Annotated in this window: 8 protein-coding genes and 4 pseudogenes; 3 read left to right on the top strand and 9 right to left on the bottom strand. The window is 70.5% G+C overall.

Annotation, left to right across the window (positions count from 1 at the left end):
* Positions 1 to 21 precede the first annotated feature (21 nt).
* The 3 genes and pseudogenes from ACXKR8_RS46860 to ACXKR8_RS46850 all read right to left on the bottom strand — a co-directional run.
* Positions 22 to 1,233: an FAD-dependent oxidoreductase gene (locus ACXKR8_RS46860; RefSeq protein ID WP_458270646.1), complete on the bottom strand. Its 1,212-nt coding sequence runs from the start codon at positions 1,231 to 1,233 to the stop codon at positions 22 to 24.
* A gap of 131 nt (positions 1,234 to 1,364) precedes the next feature.
* Entirely contained in the window at positions 1,365 to 1,700 is a 336-nt protein-coding gene (locus ACXKR8_RS46855; RefSeq protein WP_462100771.1) for a threonine/serine exporter family protein, read from the bottom strand.
* Between the two features lie 224 nt (positions 1,701 to 1,924).
* A pseudogene (locus ACXKR8_RS46850) lies at positions 1,925 to 2,518 on the bottom strand (threonine/serine exporter family protein); the annotation flags it as partial.
* Here ACXKR8_RS46850 and ACXKR8_RS46845 point away from each other — a divergent pair.
* Positions 2,508 to 2,681 carry a hypothetical protein gene (locus tag ACXKR8_RS46845; RefSeq protein ID WP_462100770.1) on the top strand — a complete coding sequence of 58 codons (174 nt, stop codon included), beginning with the start codon at positions 2,508 to 2,510 and terminating at the stop codon, positions 2,679 to 2,681. The pseudogene ACXKR8_RS46850 and the gene ACXKR8_RS46845 sit on opposite strands and share 11 nt — an antisense overlap.
* 236 nt (positions 2,682 to 2,917) lie before the next feature.
* Positions 2,918 to 3,136 (top strand): annotated as a pseudogene (locus ACXKR8_RS46840) (aspartate-alanine antiporter-like transporter); the annotation flags it as partial.
* Between the two features lie 3 nt (positions 3,137 to 3,139).
* Here the strand turns inward: ACXKR8_RS46840 and ACXKR8_RS46835 are convergent.
* A complete protein-coding gene (locus ACXKR8_RS46835; RefSeq protein WP_458274984.1) occupies positions 3,140 to 4,375 on the bottom strand; it encodes an ISL3 family transposase in 1,236 nt (411 codons plus the stop codon).
* A 263-nt stretch (positions 4,376 to 4,638) separates the two neighbouring features.
* Here ACXKR8_RS46835 and ACXKR8_RS46830 point away from each other — a divergent pair, with 263 nt between their 5' ends.
* Positions 4,639 to 6,120: an aspartate-alanine antiporter-like transporter gene (locus tag ACXKR8_RS46830; RefSeq protein WP_458270644.1), complete on the top strand. Its 1,482-nt coding sequence runs from the start codon at positions 4,639 to 4,641 to the stop codon at positions 6,118 to 6,120.
* Between the two features lie 67 nt (positions 6,121 to 6,187).
* Here the strand turns inward: ACXKR8_RS46830 and ACXKR8_RS46825 are convergent, their stop codons facing one another.
* The 5 genes and pseudogenes from ACXKR8_RS46825 to rhaS form a co-directional block, all read right to left on the bottom strand.
* Complete coding sequence (locus tag ACXKR8_RS46825; protein ID WP_462100144.1) at positions 6,188 to 8,716, bottom strand: alpha-L-rhamnosidase-related protein; 2,529 nt, start codon at positions 8,714 to 8,716, stop codon at positions 6,188 to 6,190.
* Between the two features lie 10 nt (positions 8,717 to 8,726).
* The gene (locus ACXKR8_RS46820) at positions 8,727 to 9,263 is read right to left on the bottom strand and encodes a hypothetical protein (protein WP_462100143.1); all 537 of its coding nucleotides are present in this window, start codon (positions 9,261 to 9,263) and stop codon (positions 8,727 to 8,729) included.
* Between the two features lie 42 nt (positions 9,264 to 9,305).
* Positions 9,306 to 12,230 (bottom strand): alpha-L-rhamnosidase-related protein, encoded by a 2,925-nt coding sequence (locus ACXKR8_RS46815; protein WP_458270642.1) that lies wholly within the window; start codon positions 12,228 to 12,230, stop codon positions 9,306 to 9,308.
* Positions 12,231 to 12,393: 163 nt separating this feature from the next.
* Positions 12,394 to 13,412: pseudogene (locus tag ACXKR8_RS46810) on the bottom strand (LacI family DNA-binding transcriptional regulator).
* A gap of 125 nt (positions 13,413 to 13,537) precedes the next feature.
* A pseudogene (gene rhaS / locus ACXKR8_RS46805) lies at positions 13,538 to 14,636 on the bottom strand (rhamnose ABC transporter substrate-binding protein).
* Between the last annotated feature and the right edge of the window lie 68 nt (positions 14,637 to 14,704).

The following is a 14,704-nucleotide window of genomic DNA, read 5'->3' as shown; positions in this document are numbered from 1 at the left end:
GCTCCACTTTCGAAACAGGCCCTAGGATCGGCGCACGAGGTGGCGGTAGAGCCAGAAGATCAGGGTGTTGTGGCGCGCGCCGGTCTCGGCCTCGGCCTGCCTGGAGGCTTCGACCGCGGCGTAGCCGTATGCGCGCATCCTCGCCTCGTAGTCGCCGATGGCGGCGAGGAGGCCGCGGGTACCCGGCCCGGCCTCGGTCAGGGCCCGGCAGAGCTGTCCGGCGTCCTGGAGGGCGGTGTTCGCGCCGGAACCGCGGGCCGGGCTCATCGCGTGGATGGCGTCGCCGAGAACGGTGACCCGGCTGGGTTCCCAGGCGGGCACCGGCGTCGAGGTGCGGATCCGGATCAGGAAGGTCTCATCGACGTCGGCCATCGCGTACAGCGCGCGCAGGTCCGGGTGCCAGGACTTGATCAGCTTCGCACCGAGGGCATGGAGCCCAGCCGCGTCCAGCCCGTCCAGCGCGGCTTGCGACCTGCCGAAATCCCCTGTCCGCCCGGTCACCGCCCACATCAGGTAGTCCTGAACCGGTGAGAGCACCGCTGAGGCCCGCTCAGGTCGCTGCCGCAGTCGGACCAGGCCGGTTGCCATCCCGATCCGGCCGCCGATCACGGCCACGAACCCCTCCAGCAGCGCGGGCGGCACCAGCTTCAGCACCTCGTCGGTCAGCGGGGTCTTGCCGTAGATGGACGCCGCGCCGGTGTCGACCACCGCGGCCTGCGGCAGATACTGGCGACGCACTGCCGAGTTGACGCCGTCCGCGCCGACCAGCAGTTCTGCCTCGGCCTCGCGTCCATCGGCGAAATGCAGCCGCACGCCGGTGTCGTCCGCCTCATAGCGGGTCAGTTCGCAACCGTGGACGATCCGCTCGTCCAGCCCGGCGGCCAGCACCTCGCGCAGCGTCCGGCGGTTGACCGACGTGGCCAACGTCGCAGCGGCGTAGGGATCGACGCTGGGATCGCCGGTCACCCGGTGCAGTTCGCGAAGCTTCTCGTTCACGACTGTGAAGCGCGTGCTGGGGCTGCAACAGGTGTCCTGGAACAACGCGAACAGCTCCGGCGGCAGGCACCGCTCCAAGGCCAGCCCGGCCCGCGCGTCCATGTGCAGCCGATAGCCCTGCCGGCGACCGGCCAGGGCCCCGTCCCGCTCATAGACGGTGACGTCAAAACCCGCCCGGTGCAGGCCCTGCGCCAGACACAGCCCGCCGAGCCCGGCCCCCACCACAGCCACCCGCACCGCGCCTCCGCGTCCATCGATCCCCGCACCGGCCCACCCGGGTGCCGACCCAGTGTCTCAACCACCTACTGGGCAAGAGGGTTAACCGTGGACAAGCAAGTGACGTGGGGTGTCCGACGGTCGAGAAGCACTCACCCGTGGTCCACGGTCTCGTCGCCGGTGGCGACTTCCAGGCGGGTGCGGTGCTGCAGTCCCGCGCCGACCACGATGCCCAGGGCGATGGCGACGACCGTGACCAGCGTGGTGACCAGGGTGGCCAGGCTTCCGGTGCCCTGGTCCGCGAGCAGTTCCGACACTCCCCGCAATCCGGTCGCCCCGGGGACGAGCATCCAGAAGCAGGGCAGAAAAACCACCTGGTCGGGGATGCTGTGGTGGCGCTGGATCCAGGAGGCGATCGGTGGCAGCAGCATCCCGGCCGCGAACGCGCCCAGTGCCGTTCCGCCCAGGGCCGCCCCGGCCGCCAGCACTCCGCGTTCCGCCAGCAGGGCGACGGTGAGCCACAGCAGGGTCCGGGACGGGGCGGAGTAGCTGAGCGTGAATCCTCCCGCCAGGAGCAGGACCCCGCACCACCCCGCCCAGTCCCCAGCAGTTCCGGCGCCGACCGGCCCGCGGGCGACGCGCTCACGCCGTCGGTGGCGACCAGGATGCCCAGGGCCAGCAGCATCAGCACGTTCACCGCCCCGGCCAGCCTGGCCACCCCCGACAGCACGTCGCCGACAGCCAGCTCGATCGCCCCCATGGTCAGGGCCGACCCCGGCAGGAAGGCGATCAGCGGCGGGATGAACAGGTTCTGCGGCGCCTCGTGCAGCAGCGGGCCCGCGAAGCGCAGCGACAGCGCCGTGGCCAGGACCGCGGCCGCCACCGGCAGGATCGGCCCCGCGGCCGGCCAGTAGCGCGCGGTCAGCAGGCGCAGCAGGCCCACCGCCGTGCCCAGCACCAGGTAGCCGAGCATGGCCCCGGCCGTGGCGTGCAGCATCGCCCCGAGCCCCACGGTCAGCAGCGCGTAGCCGAACACCGAGCCGGCCGGGCTGAAGCGTTCCGGCATGGCCCGCACCTTCGCCAGCGCCGCTCGGGCCTGGTCGAAGGGGACGGCCTCGCCGCGCAGCCGGGCCACCAAGTCGTGCAGGGCCTGGACCTGGTCGAGCCGCAGATCGCCGCCAGCGACCGGTGCGAAGTCGATCTCCCCGCCGCCCTCCCGCGCCGCGTGGTCCACCTGGACGAACAGGCCGGTCGGGACGACGAAGCTGCGGGCGTGCATCCCGTAGCGGGCGGCGATGTCCCTCAGGTCGGCCTCGACGTCCGAGGTCCGCTGCCCGGCCCGGAGCAGTTCTGTGCCGATGGCGCTGAGCAGGGCGGCGAGTTCCCTGATCCACTCCCGGCTGGTGTCCTGCGCCCCGGGGACGGTGATCGCCGGGCTGAAGGAGGGCTTGGCGTGCCGGCCCGCGTAGTGCTTGACGCGGCGCCAGCTGCGGCCGGGCTCGCTCAGGGGCACGGCGCTGCTCCTCCGCTCGGGATCGATTCCTCCGCTCGGGATCGATGACCTCCCATGAGTAGCCGTCAGGGACCGCGCATTACTCCGTATCAACGAATAAATCACCCTGTCGGCATGGGGCGGGCGGCAATACGGCCGAGGTGCGCTCTCATTCGGGGATGACCACTTGTGCGGTTGAGAGGAGCCCCGACGATGAGTCTGCTGCGTGAGAATGCGGTACTAGCCGTATTCGCGTGCCTGGCCCTGGGCTACCTGGTCGGAAAGCTCAGGGTCGGTCCGATCCAGCTGGGCGGCATCTGCGGCACATTGATCGTGTCGATGCTCATCGGGGCACAGCACGTCAGCGTCAACGCGGATGTCAAGAACATCGCGTTCGCATTGTTCATTTTCTCGCTCGGCTACATTGCCGGGTCATCAAAGTTGATGGGTCGTCAGCTTTCCGCGTGCCCTTCGGGTGGTTGCGCAGTGTGATCGCAGGCGTTGGCTCCGGCGGTTTCGGAAGCCGTAGGCCTTGCGGGCTTCGAGCTTGATCACGCGGTTGTTGCCTTCGGATGCGGCGTTCGTTATGCCGGTTTTGATGTAGTTCTCGATGCCGTGCCACCACTGGTCGACGGTTTCGGCGAGGGTGACCAGTTCGACCAGGTAGGGGCGGTCGGCACAGAAGGCCTGGAAGCGGTAGCGGGCGGCGGAGACCGCGGAGCGGTCGGGAAGGACGTGGGCGTGCTTGGCGGTGAGCCGCAGCAGGTCGCGCAGGAGCTCCTTGGCACGCCAGCCGTCGAGGATCTGCTTGCCGTAGGTACCCATATCGGTCAACTCGTCGGCAAGCGTGGCCAGTTCTGTGGTGGTGAGGTCTTCCTTGTTGCGGCGCAGGAGCTTGCGGACGCTCCAGACGGGGTCGCCCTTGCGGGCGCGGCGGCCGTGGTGCCTCCAGGTGAGGCGGCGGCGCAGGTCGGCCAGGTGGCGCTGGGCGAGCTGGACGACGTGGAAGCAGTCCACGACGATTCGGGCGTGGGGCAGGGCGGTGCGCACGGCGGCGCGGAAGGTGGCGCACAGGTCGATGGCCACGTACCTGACCCGCTGTTTCCAGGTCTCGGGCTGGAGGGTGAGCCAGGCGGCGACGGAGGCGGCGTTGCGGCCCTCGACCTGCCCGAGCAGGCCCTGGCCGCCGACCGCGTCGACGAAGCCGATATGCCAGGCGTCGGCGACCAGTTCCCATGTGCCCGTTTCGGGGTTCTCCCGCCAGACCGGCTTGCCCCTGCGGGTCTCGTCGATGCCGACGGCCTCGGTCACGGGCGGCTGATCAGGCAGGACGAGCTCGGCGTACTGTTCGAAGGCAGCTTGGGCAGTGGGCCAGGAGATGCCCAGGTCACGGCCGGCCTGTACGACCGTGCGGCCGTCGTCGGCCACCACGCGTCCGGCCTCGCGCCGCAGCGCGCGGGTCAGCCGGGCCCCCGCTGGCACCTCGCGGACCTGCTCGGTGAACGAGCCGCGCGGGCACAGCGGTTCCGCGCAGAACCAACGGGACTTGTGCCAGTGCAGATCCACACGTCGTCCACCGTAAGGAAGTTGGCGGGGGCGGGTGAGACGTGGGCCCTTCCTCGTCGTGGAGAGCACTCCGCACTCCGGGCATGCCCGCGCACCCTCGTCCACCGTCGCCACGTGCACGACGAGAGCCGGCCCGACCTCCTCCACCTTGATCACCCCCAGCCCCTCCAGGCCCAGCAGCAGTGTCGCGTCCGTATCGGCACAGGTATCGTTGATGTTCGAGCCCGCAGGTGTTCGTGATCGGTTTCTCTAGACAAGAACCATGATCACCAATCCCTGCGGGCTCCTTGCATCCGGGGCACACCACACCCGGCATCGTCACCCAACGTGACAGTCAATTGGCTCAAGCCGCTGACGGCCCATCAAGTTTGAAGACCCACATTGCCGGGCCGCAGTTCTTCGCCAACCTCAATGCCAAGGGCCTTCGCTTCGCGGTGCTGTCGGTGATGGAGGCCGTCATCGTGGTGCTGATGGCGGTCGGCATCGCCAAGACCGCCGGGCTGGACGTCGGCACCGCGTCCGGGATCCTGGCCGGCTCCGCCACCGAATCGGCCGTGGTCGGCACCGCCCAGGAGGCGATCGCCAAGCTCCCCGGCATCACCCCGGACCAGTCCACCGCCATGCAGGCGCATGTGGCGACCGCGTACTCGGTCTGCTACCTCTTCGGCCTGATCAGCATCGTCCTGCTGACCAGCCAGTTCTTCCCGATGCTGCTGAAGATCAACCTGGCCGACGCCTGCCGTGAGCTGTGGGAGAAGATGCGCGGCGGCGGCGGCGACCTGGAGGAGGGCGAGACCTCGGCGCTGCCCAGCCTGGTCGGCCGGACCTACCTGGTCTCCCAGGGCGAGGGCAGCAGCATCGAGCAGTTGGAGAACGCGGTTCAGCAGGAGGCATCGATCGAGGGCGTCAAGCGCGCCAACAAGGTCCTGGAGGTCGCGACCGGGCTGCGGCTGCAGCGCGGGGACCAGGTCCTGGTCGTCGGCCGACGGCAGGCGGTCATCGACACCGGCCACGACCTCGGGCCGGAGACCCCGGGCGTCCCCGGCCTGGACAGTCCGCTGACGGTGCGCCAGGTGGTGATCACCGACAAGCGGGCCAACGGGCAGAGCATCGACACCCTGCGCACCACCCAGTACCAGGCCACCGAGGGCATCTACCTGACCGGTATCCAGCGGGTGGACCAGGACATCCCCGCGGTCGGCTCCACCGAGCTGCACCAGGGCGACACCCTCACCGTGGTCGGCACCCGCTCCAAGGTGGAACGCTTCACCAAGAGCGTCGGCGCCAAGGTCCGCACCGACAGCGCCGACTGGATCTACATCGGTCTCGGCATCTGCCTCGGTGTGCTGCTCGGCATGGTCACCGTCAAGCTCGGCGGTGCCAACCTGGCCCTGGGCACCGGCGGCGGCTGCCTCATCTCCGGCCTCGTCTTCGGCTGGGTCCGGGCCCAGCGCCCGACCTTCGGGGCCTACCCGCCGGTGGCCGCCCAGACCATGAAGGACTGGGGCCTGTCCATGTTCATCGCCGTCACCGGCCTGGCCGCCGGACCGGACGCCGGACCGCTGCTCAAGCAGTACCCGCTGCTGCTGCCGCTGTCCGGCATCGCCATGGTGGTCGTGCCGGCCTTCCTCGGCCTCTTCATCGGCCGCAAGTTCCTCAAGATCGAAAAGCCGATCCTGATCGGCGCGATCGCCGGACAGCAGTGCTCCACCCCGGCCATCACCGCCGTCAGCAACGTCGCCAACTCCAGTGTGCCGATGCTCGGCTACACCATCACCTACACCATCTCCAACTTCCTTCTCCCGCTCACCGGCCCGATCTTCGTCGGCATCATCGGCCTCAAGGTCTGACCCTCCCGCCCCCGGCCGACCGCGCCCCACCGGCGCGGTCGGCCGCATCGCTCCAGCTGTTCGACCGTCAGTTCACCAGGAAGCAGGCTTTGACGACGCCGGGGTCGGGGTCGTGGAAGACCGTGTTGGTGCAGGGGGTTCCACCGGTCAGCTGGACTGTGGTGAAGCTGCCGCCCGCGCCGTACTCCACCGTGCGGGTGCCGGTGAAGGAGCAGAGGCCGTTCTCGGCGGCGCAGTAGCCGGCCCCGCTGGGACCGGCGGTGACCGGTCCGACGTAGCAGGACTTGACGACGCCGTAGTCGGGGTCGCCCAACTGCGCGTCGGTGCAGGCGGTTCCGCCGGTCGCGGTGGTGTAGCCGAAGACGCCGTTCGCCCCGTACGCCACCGACTGGGTGCCGCTGAAGGAGCAGGTGCCGTTCTGGCCGGCACAGAGGGTGTAACCGGTGGGCGGGGTCGGGTAGTTGCCCGGGTTGGACACCACCAGGTAGGTCCCGGGCTGTACCCCGGTCAGGCGGACGTAGCCGGCGTCGGCGGTGGCCCCGGTGATGCCGGGGGTGGCGGTGAAGGCGCCGCCGCGCCAGACCACGGCTCCGTTGACCGACACGACCGGGTCGGCCGCGCCGTAGGTGGGGATCGCGATGGTGCCGGCGGTGCCCGCGGGCGCGGTCACATTCATGCTGAACTGCCCGCCGCCGCGCTGCCCGGCCCAGTCGACGTCGATCTCGCCGTGCGGGGTGGGCACCCGCCCCTCGGTCCAGGCCAGATCGCCGGGGTGCGGCTGGACCGACCAGGTGGCGTAGCCGGGCCCGGTGGGCCGGACCCCCAGCACATAGCCGGACAGCGCCGCGACGGGGGCGCTGGACCAGCCGTGGGACAGACTGGTGCCGGCCCCGTTGCCGGGGGTGCCGTCGCTGCTGGAGACGTTCTCCCAGAAGGTCCCGGTCTGGTCGGGGCCGGGTGCGATCATATGGCCCCACTCGTTCTGCAGTAGGGCCTCGGCGTCGGCGGTGTCGTCGGTCGCCAGCCGGGCGTTCAGCTCAAGTCCGCTGGTGAAGGGGCTGATGATGCCGCTGTTCCCGGCGTCGTGGGAGAACGGGGTCGGACCGTAGGGGCTGGTCCACAGGTCGGTCTTCAGGGTGGACAGGATCGCGGCGTCGTTGGCGGCGGGTGCCACCCCGGTCAGCACCGCGAGCGCGTTGGCGTCCTGGGCGGCCGGGCCCGGCTGACTGTCGCTGATCTTGTACAGACCGGTGGCGGGGTTGTAGAGGTGGGCGTTGATGGCGGTCTTCAACGCGCCTGCGGCGGTGGTGTAGTTGGCCGCAGCGGCGGGTTGCCCGGCGGCGGTGGCCAGCGACGCGCCGTCCAGCAGCGCCTGGTAGTAGAGCAGGTTGTACGCGGAGACCTCGCCGGTCTTGGGCTGGTCGTAGTAGTCCCAGTCGGCGCCGTCGGCGGCATTGCTGACGAACAGTCCGTTGCCGTCCAACTGGCTCGCGTTCCAAGCGAGTTCGCGCTGCACCACCGGCCATTCCCGGGCTGCGAACGCCTGGTCGCCGGTGTAGAGGTAGTACTCGGCCAGCGCGGTGACGAAGTACATCGAGTACGAGGCCGAGTAGGAGGAGCTGGTGGTGCCCGGGATCAGCGGACCGATCCGCGGGATCGCCTCCGGCGCGAGGTCGCCGGTGACGAAGCCGCTGGAGAGCTGGTAACTGCCGAGGATCTGCAGCGAGTTCTTGATGTAGGCGGCGTTGTCGATCGAGTAGAAGTCGGTGGGGCCCTCGACGTTCAGGTCGCCTACCCAGATCGCACGGTCGCGCTTGGCCCCGTCCACCATGGTCGCCAGGGCGTTGACGCCCGGAGCGGTGAAGTCCGCCAGCTTCGCGGTGGCGTCCAGGGCACTGCTGTAGAGCTGGCCGCCATTGCTGCCGACGACGCTGAGGTTGCGGAAGGATGCCTCCTCCCCGGTGTACTCGCGGAAGCCCACCGTGCCACTGGCGTAGCCGACCGCGCCCGAGGGGAGAGACGTCGTACTGAGCTGGGCGACCGACGCGCCGTCCACCGAGACCGCGATGCTCGTGCCGGAGACCGTGGTGGCAATGGTGTGCCAGCTGCCCGCGACCACGGCGGCGGGCAGGGGTTGGGAGCCCAGGCTGGTGTAGCTGCCGTCGTGCAGGTCGAACTCCTGCAGGGTGTTGGCGGCGCCGGTGGTGTCGGTGCTGTCATCGAGGATGAACAGATAGCCGTCCTCCGCGTCCTTTCCGCGCACCATCCAGCCGGCCTGGTTCTTGCTGATGCTGGTCTGGAAGGTGCTGGTGTAGTCGCCCCACCCGGTGCCCTGGTTCAGGATGCCGACGCCCTCGTTGATCGGCGATCCGCCGGCGTCCAGCGTGCCGCCCTTGACCGTCCAGCTGCCCGGCAGGGAGCCGGCCGGGACGGCGTTGGTCTGGACGGTGTAGGCGCCGGCGTACCAGATCTTGTTCAACTGGTCCGAGCTGGAGGCGAAGTAGCCCGCGTAGCCGGAGGCCTGGGTACGGTCGGCGAGGTCGTGCACGCCCACCGCGCTCAGCGTCACGCTGCCGGGCGAGGTCAGCGTGATCACCTGGTAGCGCTCAACCGCCCTGCACCTGGCTGTTGGTGAGGGTGCCGGGCCCGGAGACCGGATAGCTGTCGTTGCGGGACGGGTCGCCCTCGGCCCAGGGCGCGGCGCCGTCGCCATTGGCGCTCGCATACGGCAGCCCTTCGCTGTAACCGGCCTTGAGGACCGGCGAGCCGGTCTCGGCGGAGACCGCGAAGTAGGGCAGTCCTCCGGTCTCCTTGCCGTAGTCCAGCACCACGGTCGGCGTCGCACCGCCCGCGGTCAGCGTCAGCGTCGCCGAGCCCGATCCCCCGCACAGCAGGTTCTGGGCACCGGTCACGACGCCGGAGCTGCTCTGCACCGCGACCGGGCAGACGTCCGCAGCCGACGGCGCCTCGACATAGCCCTGCCAGGGCGGCGACGCCGGCCAGGGGGTGGACGACGACGCGGCGTGCGCCGGCTGGGCGGCCGATCCCAGCGCGCACAGCAGCACGAGGACGGTTGCGAGTGCCTGGACCGCACTGGCCGGGCGCCCAACGCGCGGTGGATGAGTTCGACGACGATGCATCATGTGTGCTCCCTCGGGATTGAACGCTTTCAAATCGCCGGTGCGTCAGGAGGTCAGATAGCAGGACTTGGCGACGCCGAAGATCGGGTCGCTGTTTCCGAAGGCGGCGTTGGTGCAGGGAGCGCCGCCGGTGAAGGTCCGGTAGAGGAAGTCGCCGTCCGCGCCGTAGGCGACGGTCCGCTGGCCGCTGAACGAGCAGGTCCCGTTCTCGGCCGCGCAGCTGGCGCCGAAGCCGGTCGGCGGCCCGGACGGGGCGTAGCAGGCCTTGGCCACGTTGTAGATCGGGTCGATGCCCATGGTGGCGTTGCCGCAGACCGTCGCGCCGTTGGAGCGGCCGAGCCAGAAGGCGCCGTCGGCGCCGTAGGCGAGGGGCTGCGCCCCGGTGACCGTGCAGGTGGCGGCCTCGGCGGCGCAGGCGGTCCAACCGCCGGGCGGCGCTCCGGACGGGGCGGTCCAGCAGCTCTTGACGACGCCCGCCAGCGGGTCGGTGCCGAAGGCGGCGCTGGTGCAGGGGGTGCTGCCGGTGACGACCTGGAAGCGATAGGCGCCATTGAGGCCGTAGGCGACCTCCCTGGTCCCGCTGACCGTGCAGCTGCCGTTCTCGGCCGCGCACAGGGTGTAACCGGCGGGCCCGCCGACCGGGGCGAGATAGCAGGACTTCAGCACCCCGTACGCCGGGTCGGTCCCGCCGAACGACGAACTGCCGCACGTGGTCGCCGTGCTGACGGTCCGATAGGCGTAGCTTCCGGCGCCGTAGGCCAGTACCTGGCTGCCGCTGGGGGTGCAGGTCCCGCCCTCGACCGCGCAGAGCGTGTAGCCGACCGGCAGCCCGTTCCCGGTGACCGAGGTGGCGAAGGGCGTTTGCGCCCCCAGCCCGGTGACCGAGACGGTGTGGCTGCCCGCCGGCATGCCGGTGAGGTGGATGTAGCCGGCGGCGGACGAGCCGCCGGTGATCCCGGCTCCGGCGTGGAAGGTTCCGCCGCTCCAGACCGTGGCGCCGTCGACAGTGACGCTGACGCCGGACGCACCGTACGTGGGCACACCGATGGCGCCGGTGGTCCCGGTCGGGGCGGTGAGCGTCCCGGCGAGGGTGCCGGCGGTCGCGTTGTAGTCCCAGGAGCCGGCCACCTTGCCCTGCGGCAGGGTGATCGTGCCCTCGGCGTGGGTCAGGTCGCCGGGGTGCGGCGCGAAGCTGTACTGGCTGGTGCCGGTCGGCGCGAGGCCGAGGACGTACGAGGTCAGCGCGGAGGTCGGCCCGGTGGCCCAGCCGTGGGCGAGGCTCATGTAGGTGCCGCCGTAGTCGAACGAGCCGTCCGAGCGGTAGCCCTCCCAGAAGGTGCTGCCGGTGCCGAGCGGGGAGTTGAGCATGTAGCCCCACTCGCGCCGGATCAGCGTCAGCGCGTCGATGTCGTCGCCGGCCACGAAGTGGGCCTGCACCTCCATCGAGCCGGGGAAGGTGCCTATCGCGCCGCCGTCCTTCTCCGGGCTGGCCGCGCCGTACTGGTTCCACCGGGTGGTCAGCGCCTGGGCGATGCTGGTGTTCTTGGCGGCGCTGTCGGTCAGCCCGTACCAGACGGCCAGCGAGTTGCCGTCCTGCGGGTAGAGGGTGCTGGTCGGGTTGTCCCGGTAGAGGCCGATGGTGCTGTTCCACAGCCGCTGGTTGGCGGCGGCCTTGAGCGTGGCCGCCCGCTGCTGCCAGCTGGTGGCGTCGGCACTGTCGCCCTCGGCAGTGGCCAGCGCGGCGCCGCTGGTCAGGGCCTGGTAGAGCAGCGCGTTGGCCTCGATGTTCTCGCCGCCCTGGTCGCCGCGGGCCCAGTCGGCGGCACCGGTGACGTTCAGCAGGCCGTTGCCGTCGATCTTGGCGTTGATGAAGGCCATGCCCAGCTTGTACTGGTTCCAGATGGAGTCCAGCCAGGCCTTGTCGCCGGAGTCGGTGTAGTAGGTGGCGGTCCCGATCAGGGTCCAGGTGTGGTAGGTGTCCGAGCCGTAGAAGTTGACGGCGGGTCCGCCGTACTCCAGCTCTCCGGTCGAGGTGTTCTGGTGCTGGTAGAGGGCGGTCAGCGCGTTCCGACTGGACGCGAGGTCGCCGGTGGAGTCGTAGGCGGTCGGCAGCGAGATGCCCAGGTCGCCGGGCCAGACCGCGCGGTCGCGCTTGGCGCCGTCGACCAGGACGCCGGCCCCGGCGCCGACCGTCGCGTTGTTCTCCCAGCCCGAGGCGGGCGGCGGGTAGGCGCGGCCGGTGTCGGGGGCGATGGTGTCCATCTGCACGGTGTAGGCGCCGGCGGCCCAGATCTTGTTCAGCAGCGGGTCGCTGGAGGAGAAGTAGTTGGCGTAGGCCGTGGGGTCGCTCATCCCGGCGGCGCCGGTGAAGGCCAGCGAGACGCCGGTCAGGTCGACCCAGCCGGAGGAGTTCAGAAACACCGTCAGATAGCGGAAGCCGCCGCGCAGTTTGTCGGTCGGCATGGTGTAGCTGCTCGCGCCGTTCACCGTGGTGGAGAGGGCGCCGTCGGTCCCGGCGCCGCTGTAGACCGTGCCGCTGCTGAGGTCGCTGACCGGGCCGACGTAGAGCGAGGACTCGCTGAACGCCAGACCGACCTGGCGGCCACTGGCGCTGGCCCCGCCGAAGGTCAGCGTCACCAGGCCGCCGACCTCCTTGCCGAAGTCCAGGACCAGGTAGGAGTTGGCCCCGGAGATCCGGGTGGCGGCGCCCGCGAGCACGTTCTGCGGCGAGCTCACGGTGCCGGAGGTGCTCTGGACGGCGACCGGGGCGAGGGTCCGGGTGGACGGCGCGAAGGTGTCCGCGGGAACGGACGCGGTGACGGACGCGGCCGCAGAAGCGGGGACGGACGCGGCAGCGGCACGGGGGCCCGCGGAAGCGGCCGGGCCGACGGTGAGGCCGGCTGCCGCGCAGGCCAGCAAGGTGACGAGCACGATCCAGGTGCGGCGCAGTCCGGGGTGGAGGATATGCATGGCCCTGGCCTTTCCGAGGCATGGGAAAGCACGGCGGGAGTGAATTCAGTGAAACGTTTCAAATACGCGATACGTAGGAAATGTATGAGCGCGGCCGCAAGCCGTCAATGGGTTCGACGTGAGCCGGTCAAAAAGGCCGGTCGGAGGCCGGTCGAAAGGCCGGTCAGCGCGGAGCGATGGAGGAACTGCGCACCACCAGCTCCGGCTGCAGCACCACCCGCTGGTGCCGGTGCGTCCGGCCTCGTCGTCCGTCTCCTCCAGCAGCAGTTCCGCGGCCAGGGTGCCCATGGTCAGGGCCGGCTGACGGACCGAGGTGAGCGGGACGGCGGCAGCCGCCGCGAACTCGATGTCGTCGTAGCCGACGATGGCCAGGTCGCCGGGCACGCTGACCCCGGCCGCGTAGAGGGCCTGCAGCACACCCAGCGCCAGCAGGTCGTTGGCGCAGAAGACGGCGGTGGGACGGCGGGTCAGCCCGAGCAGCCTGGCCCCGGCGTCCCGGCCGGCGGCCACGTTCAGCCCCTCGGTCGGCAGGTCCTGCAGGATCTCCGCGGGCAGGCCGGCCTCGGCCAGCGCGGCCAGGGCGCCGGCCCGGCGGTCCTTGATCTGCTGCAGGTGCCCAGGGCCGCTGACATAGGCGATGGAGCGGTGGCCCGCGGCCAGCAGGTGCCGCACCGCCAGGGCGCCGCCGGCCACGTCGTCCACCGAGACCGAGCACTCGGCCGAGCCGGCCGCGACCCGGTCCACCAGGACGAAGGGGATCCGGTGCCGGCGGAAGGAGTCCAGGTTGCGCCCGCTGGCGTCGGCGGGCGTCAGCAGCACGCCGCGCACCCGCTGCTCGGCGAACAGCGAGAGGTACTCGGCCTCCTCGGAGGCGCTCTGGCCGCTGTTGCAGACCATCACCCCGAGCCCGGCCGCGCGGGCGGCGCGTTCGGCGCCGCGGGCCACGTCCACGAAGAAGGGGTTGCCCATGTCCAGGACCAGCAGCGCCATGATCCGGCTCTGCCCGGCCCGCAGCTGACGGGCGGACTCGCTCCGGACGTAGCCGAGGCGCTCGATCACGGCCTGCACCCGGAACCTGGTCTCCTCGGAGACCATGTCCGGCCGGTTGATCACGTTGGACACCGTGCCCACCGAGACCCCGGCCTGCCGGGCCACGTCCTTGATACCCACCATCTGTGCCACGCGCCCGTCCTGCCGCCTCGCGCCGACACCGGGGTGTTCGGACCTCCGGTGACTGCTCATCGTATGGGGTCGCACCCGGGTGCCGCCGCCGGTGGTGGCGGCGGCACCCGGTGGGCCCAGTGCTGTCAGAAGTTGAACTGGTCGATGTTGGCCTGGTCGAAGACCGTCGGCTCGCCGAGCACCACGGTGCCCTGGTCACCGACCGTGAAGCTGCCCAGCGCACCGGCCTTGAAGGTCTGCCCGGTGGCCCCGGTGATCTGGCCGGAGGCCAGCGCGGTGGCGGCGTAGGCGGCGAGGCTGCCGAGCTTGGCCGGGTCCCACAGCTCGAAGCCCTGGACCGTGCCGTTCTTGACGTAGGCGCGCATGTCGTTCGGGGTGCCCAGACCGGTCAGCAGCACCTTGCCCTTGTACTTCGACCCGGCCAGGTACTGGGCCGCGGCCTTGATGCCGACCGTGGTCGGGGAGATGATCCCCTTCAGGCCCGGGTACTGCTGCAGCAGGCCCTGGGTCTGCTGGAACGAGGTCTGCGCGTCGTCGTTGCCGTAGGCGATCTTGACCAGCTTCATCTTCGCGAACTGGGGCTTCTTCAGTTCGTCCTTCATGAAGCCGATCCAGGTGTTCTGGTTGGTCGCGGTCTGCGCGGCCGACAGGATCGCGATGTCGCCGGTGTAGTTCAACTGCTTGCCGAGCAGGTCGACCTGGCTCCGGCCCAAGGCCTCGGAACTGGCCTGGGAGATGAACAGCTGCCGGCAGCCCGGGTTGGTGTCCGAGTCGTAGGTGACCACCTTGATGCCGTTGCTCATGGCCTGCTTCAGCGCCGTGCACAGGGCCCCGGGGTCCTGGGCCGAGACCGCGATCGCGGAGACCTTCTGCTGGGTCAGCGTGTTGACGTAGGAGACCTGGCCCGCGGTGTCGGTGCCGCTGCTGGTGCCCACCTCCTTGTAGGTCTCGCCGAGGGTGGTCAGCGCGGCCTTGCCGCCGTTGTCGGAGATGGTGAAGTACGGGTTGTTGACCTGCTTGGGCAGGAAGGCGACGGTCAGCCCGGTCCTTGGTGGCGGCGTTGGGGTCGGCGGTGCTCCCGGCCGCGGCGGCCGGTGCGGAGGAGGCCGCGGTGTCGGTGGACTTCTTGGTGGTCCCACCACAGGCGCTCAGGGCCAGAGCGACGGAGGCGGTGACGGCAAGGGCCACGCCGAGGCGGCCGGCGGGGGCGTATCTCTGGGACATGGTGGTGGTTCCTCTCGCTGCCGCGCGGCAGCACATGGGCAGGCAGACGCCTGGATGAGGGGGGTGCA

Source organism: Streptacidiphilus sp. PAMC 29251 (assembly GCF_054208735.2).
Note: the sequence above shows the minus strand (reverse complement) of the source record. Positions and strands in the feature narration are given on the sequence as shown.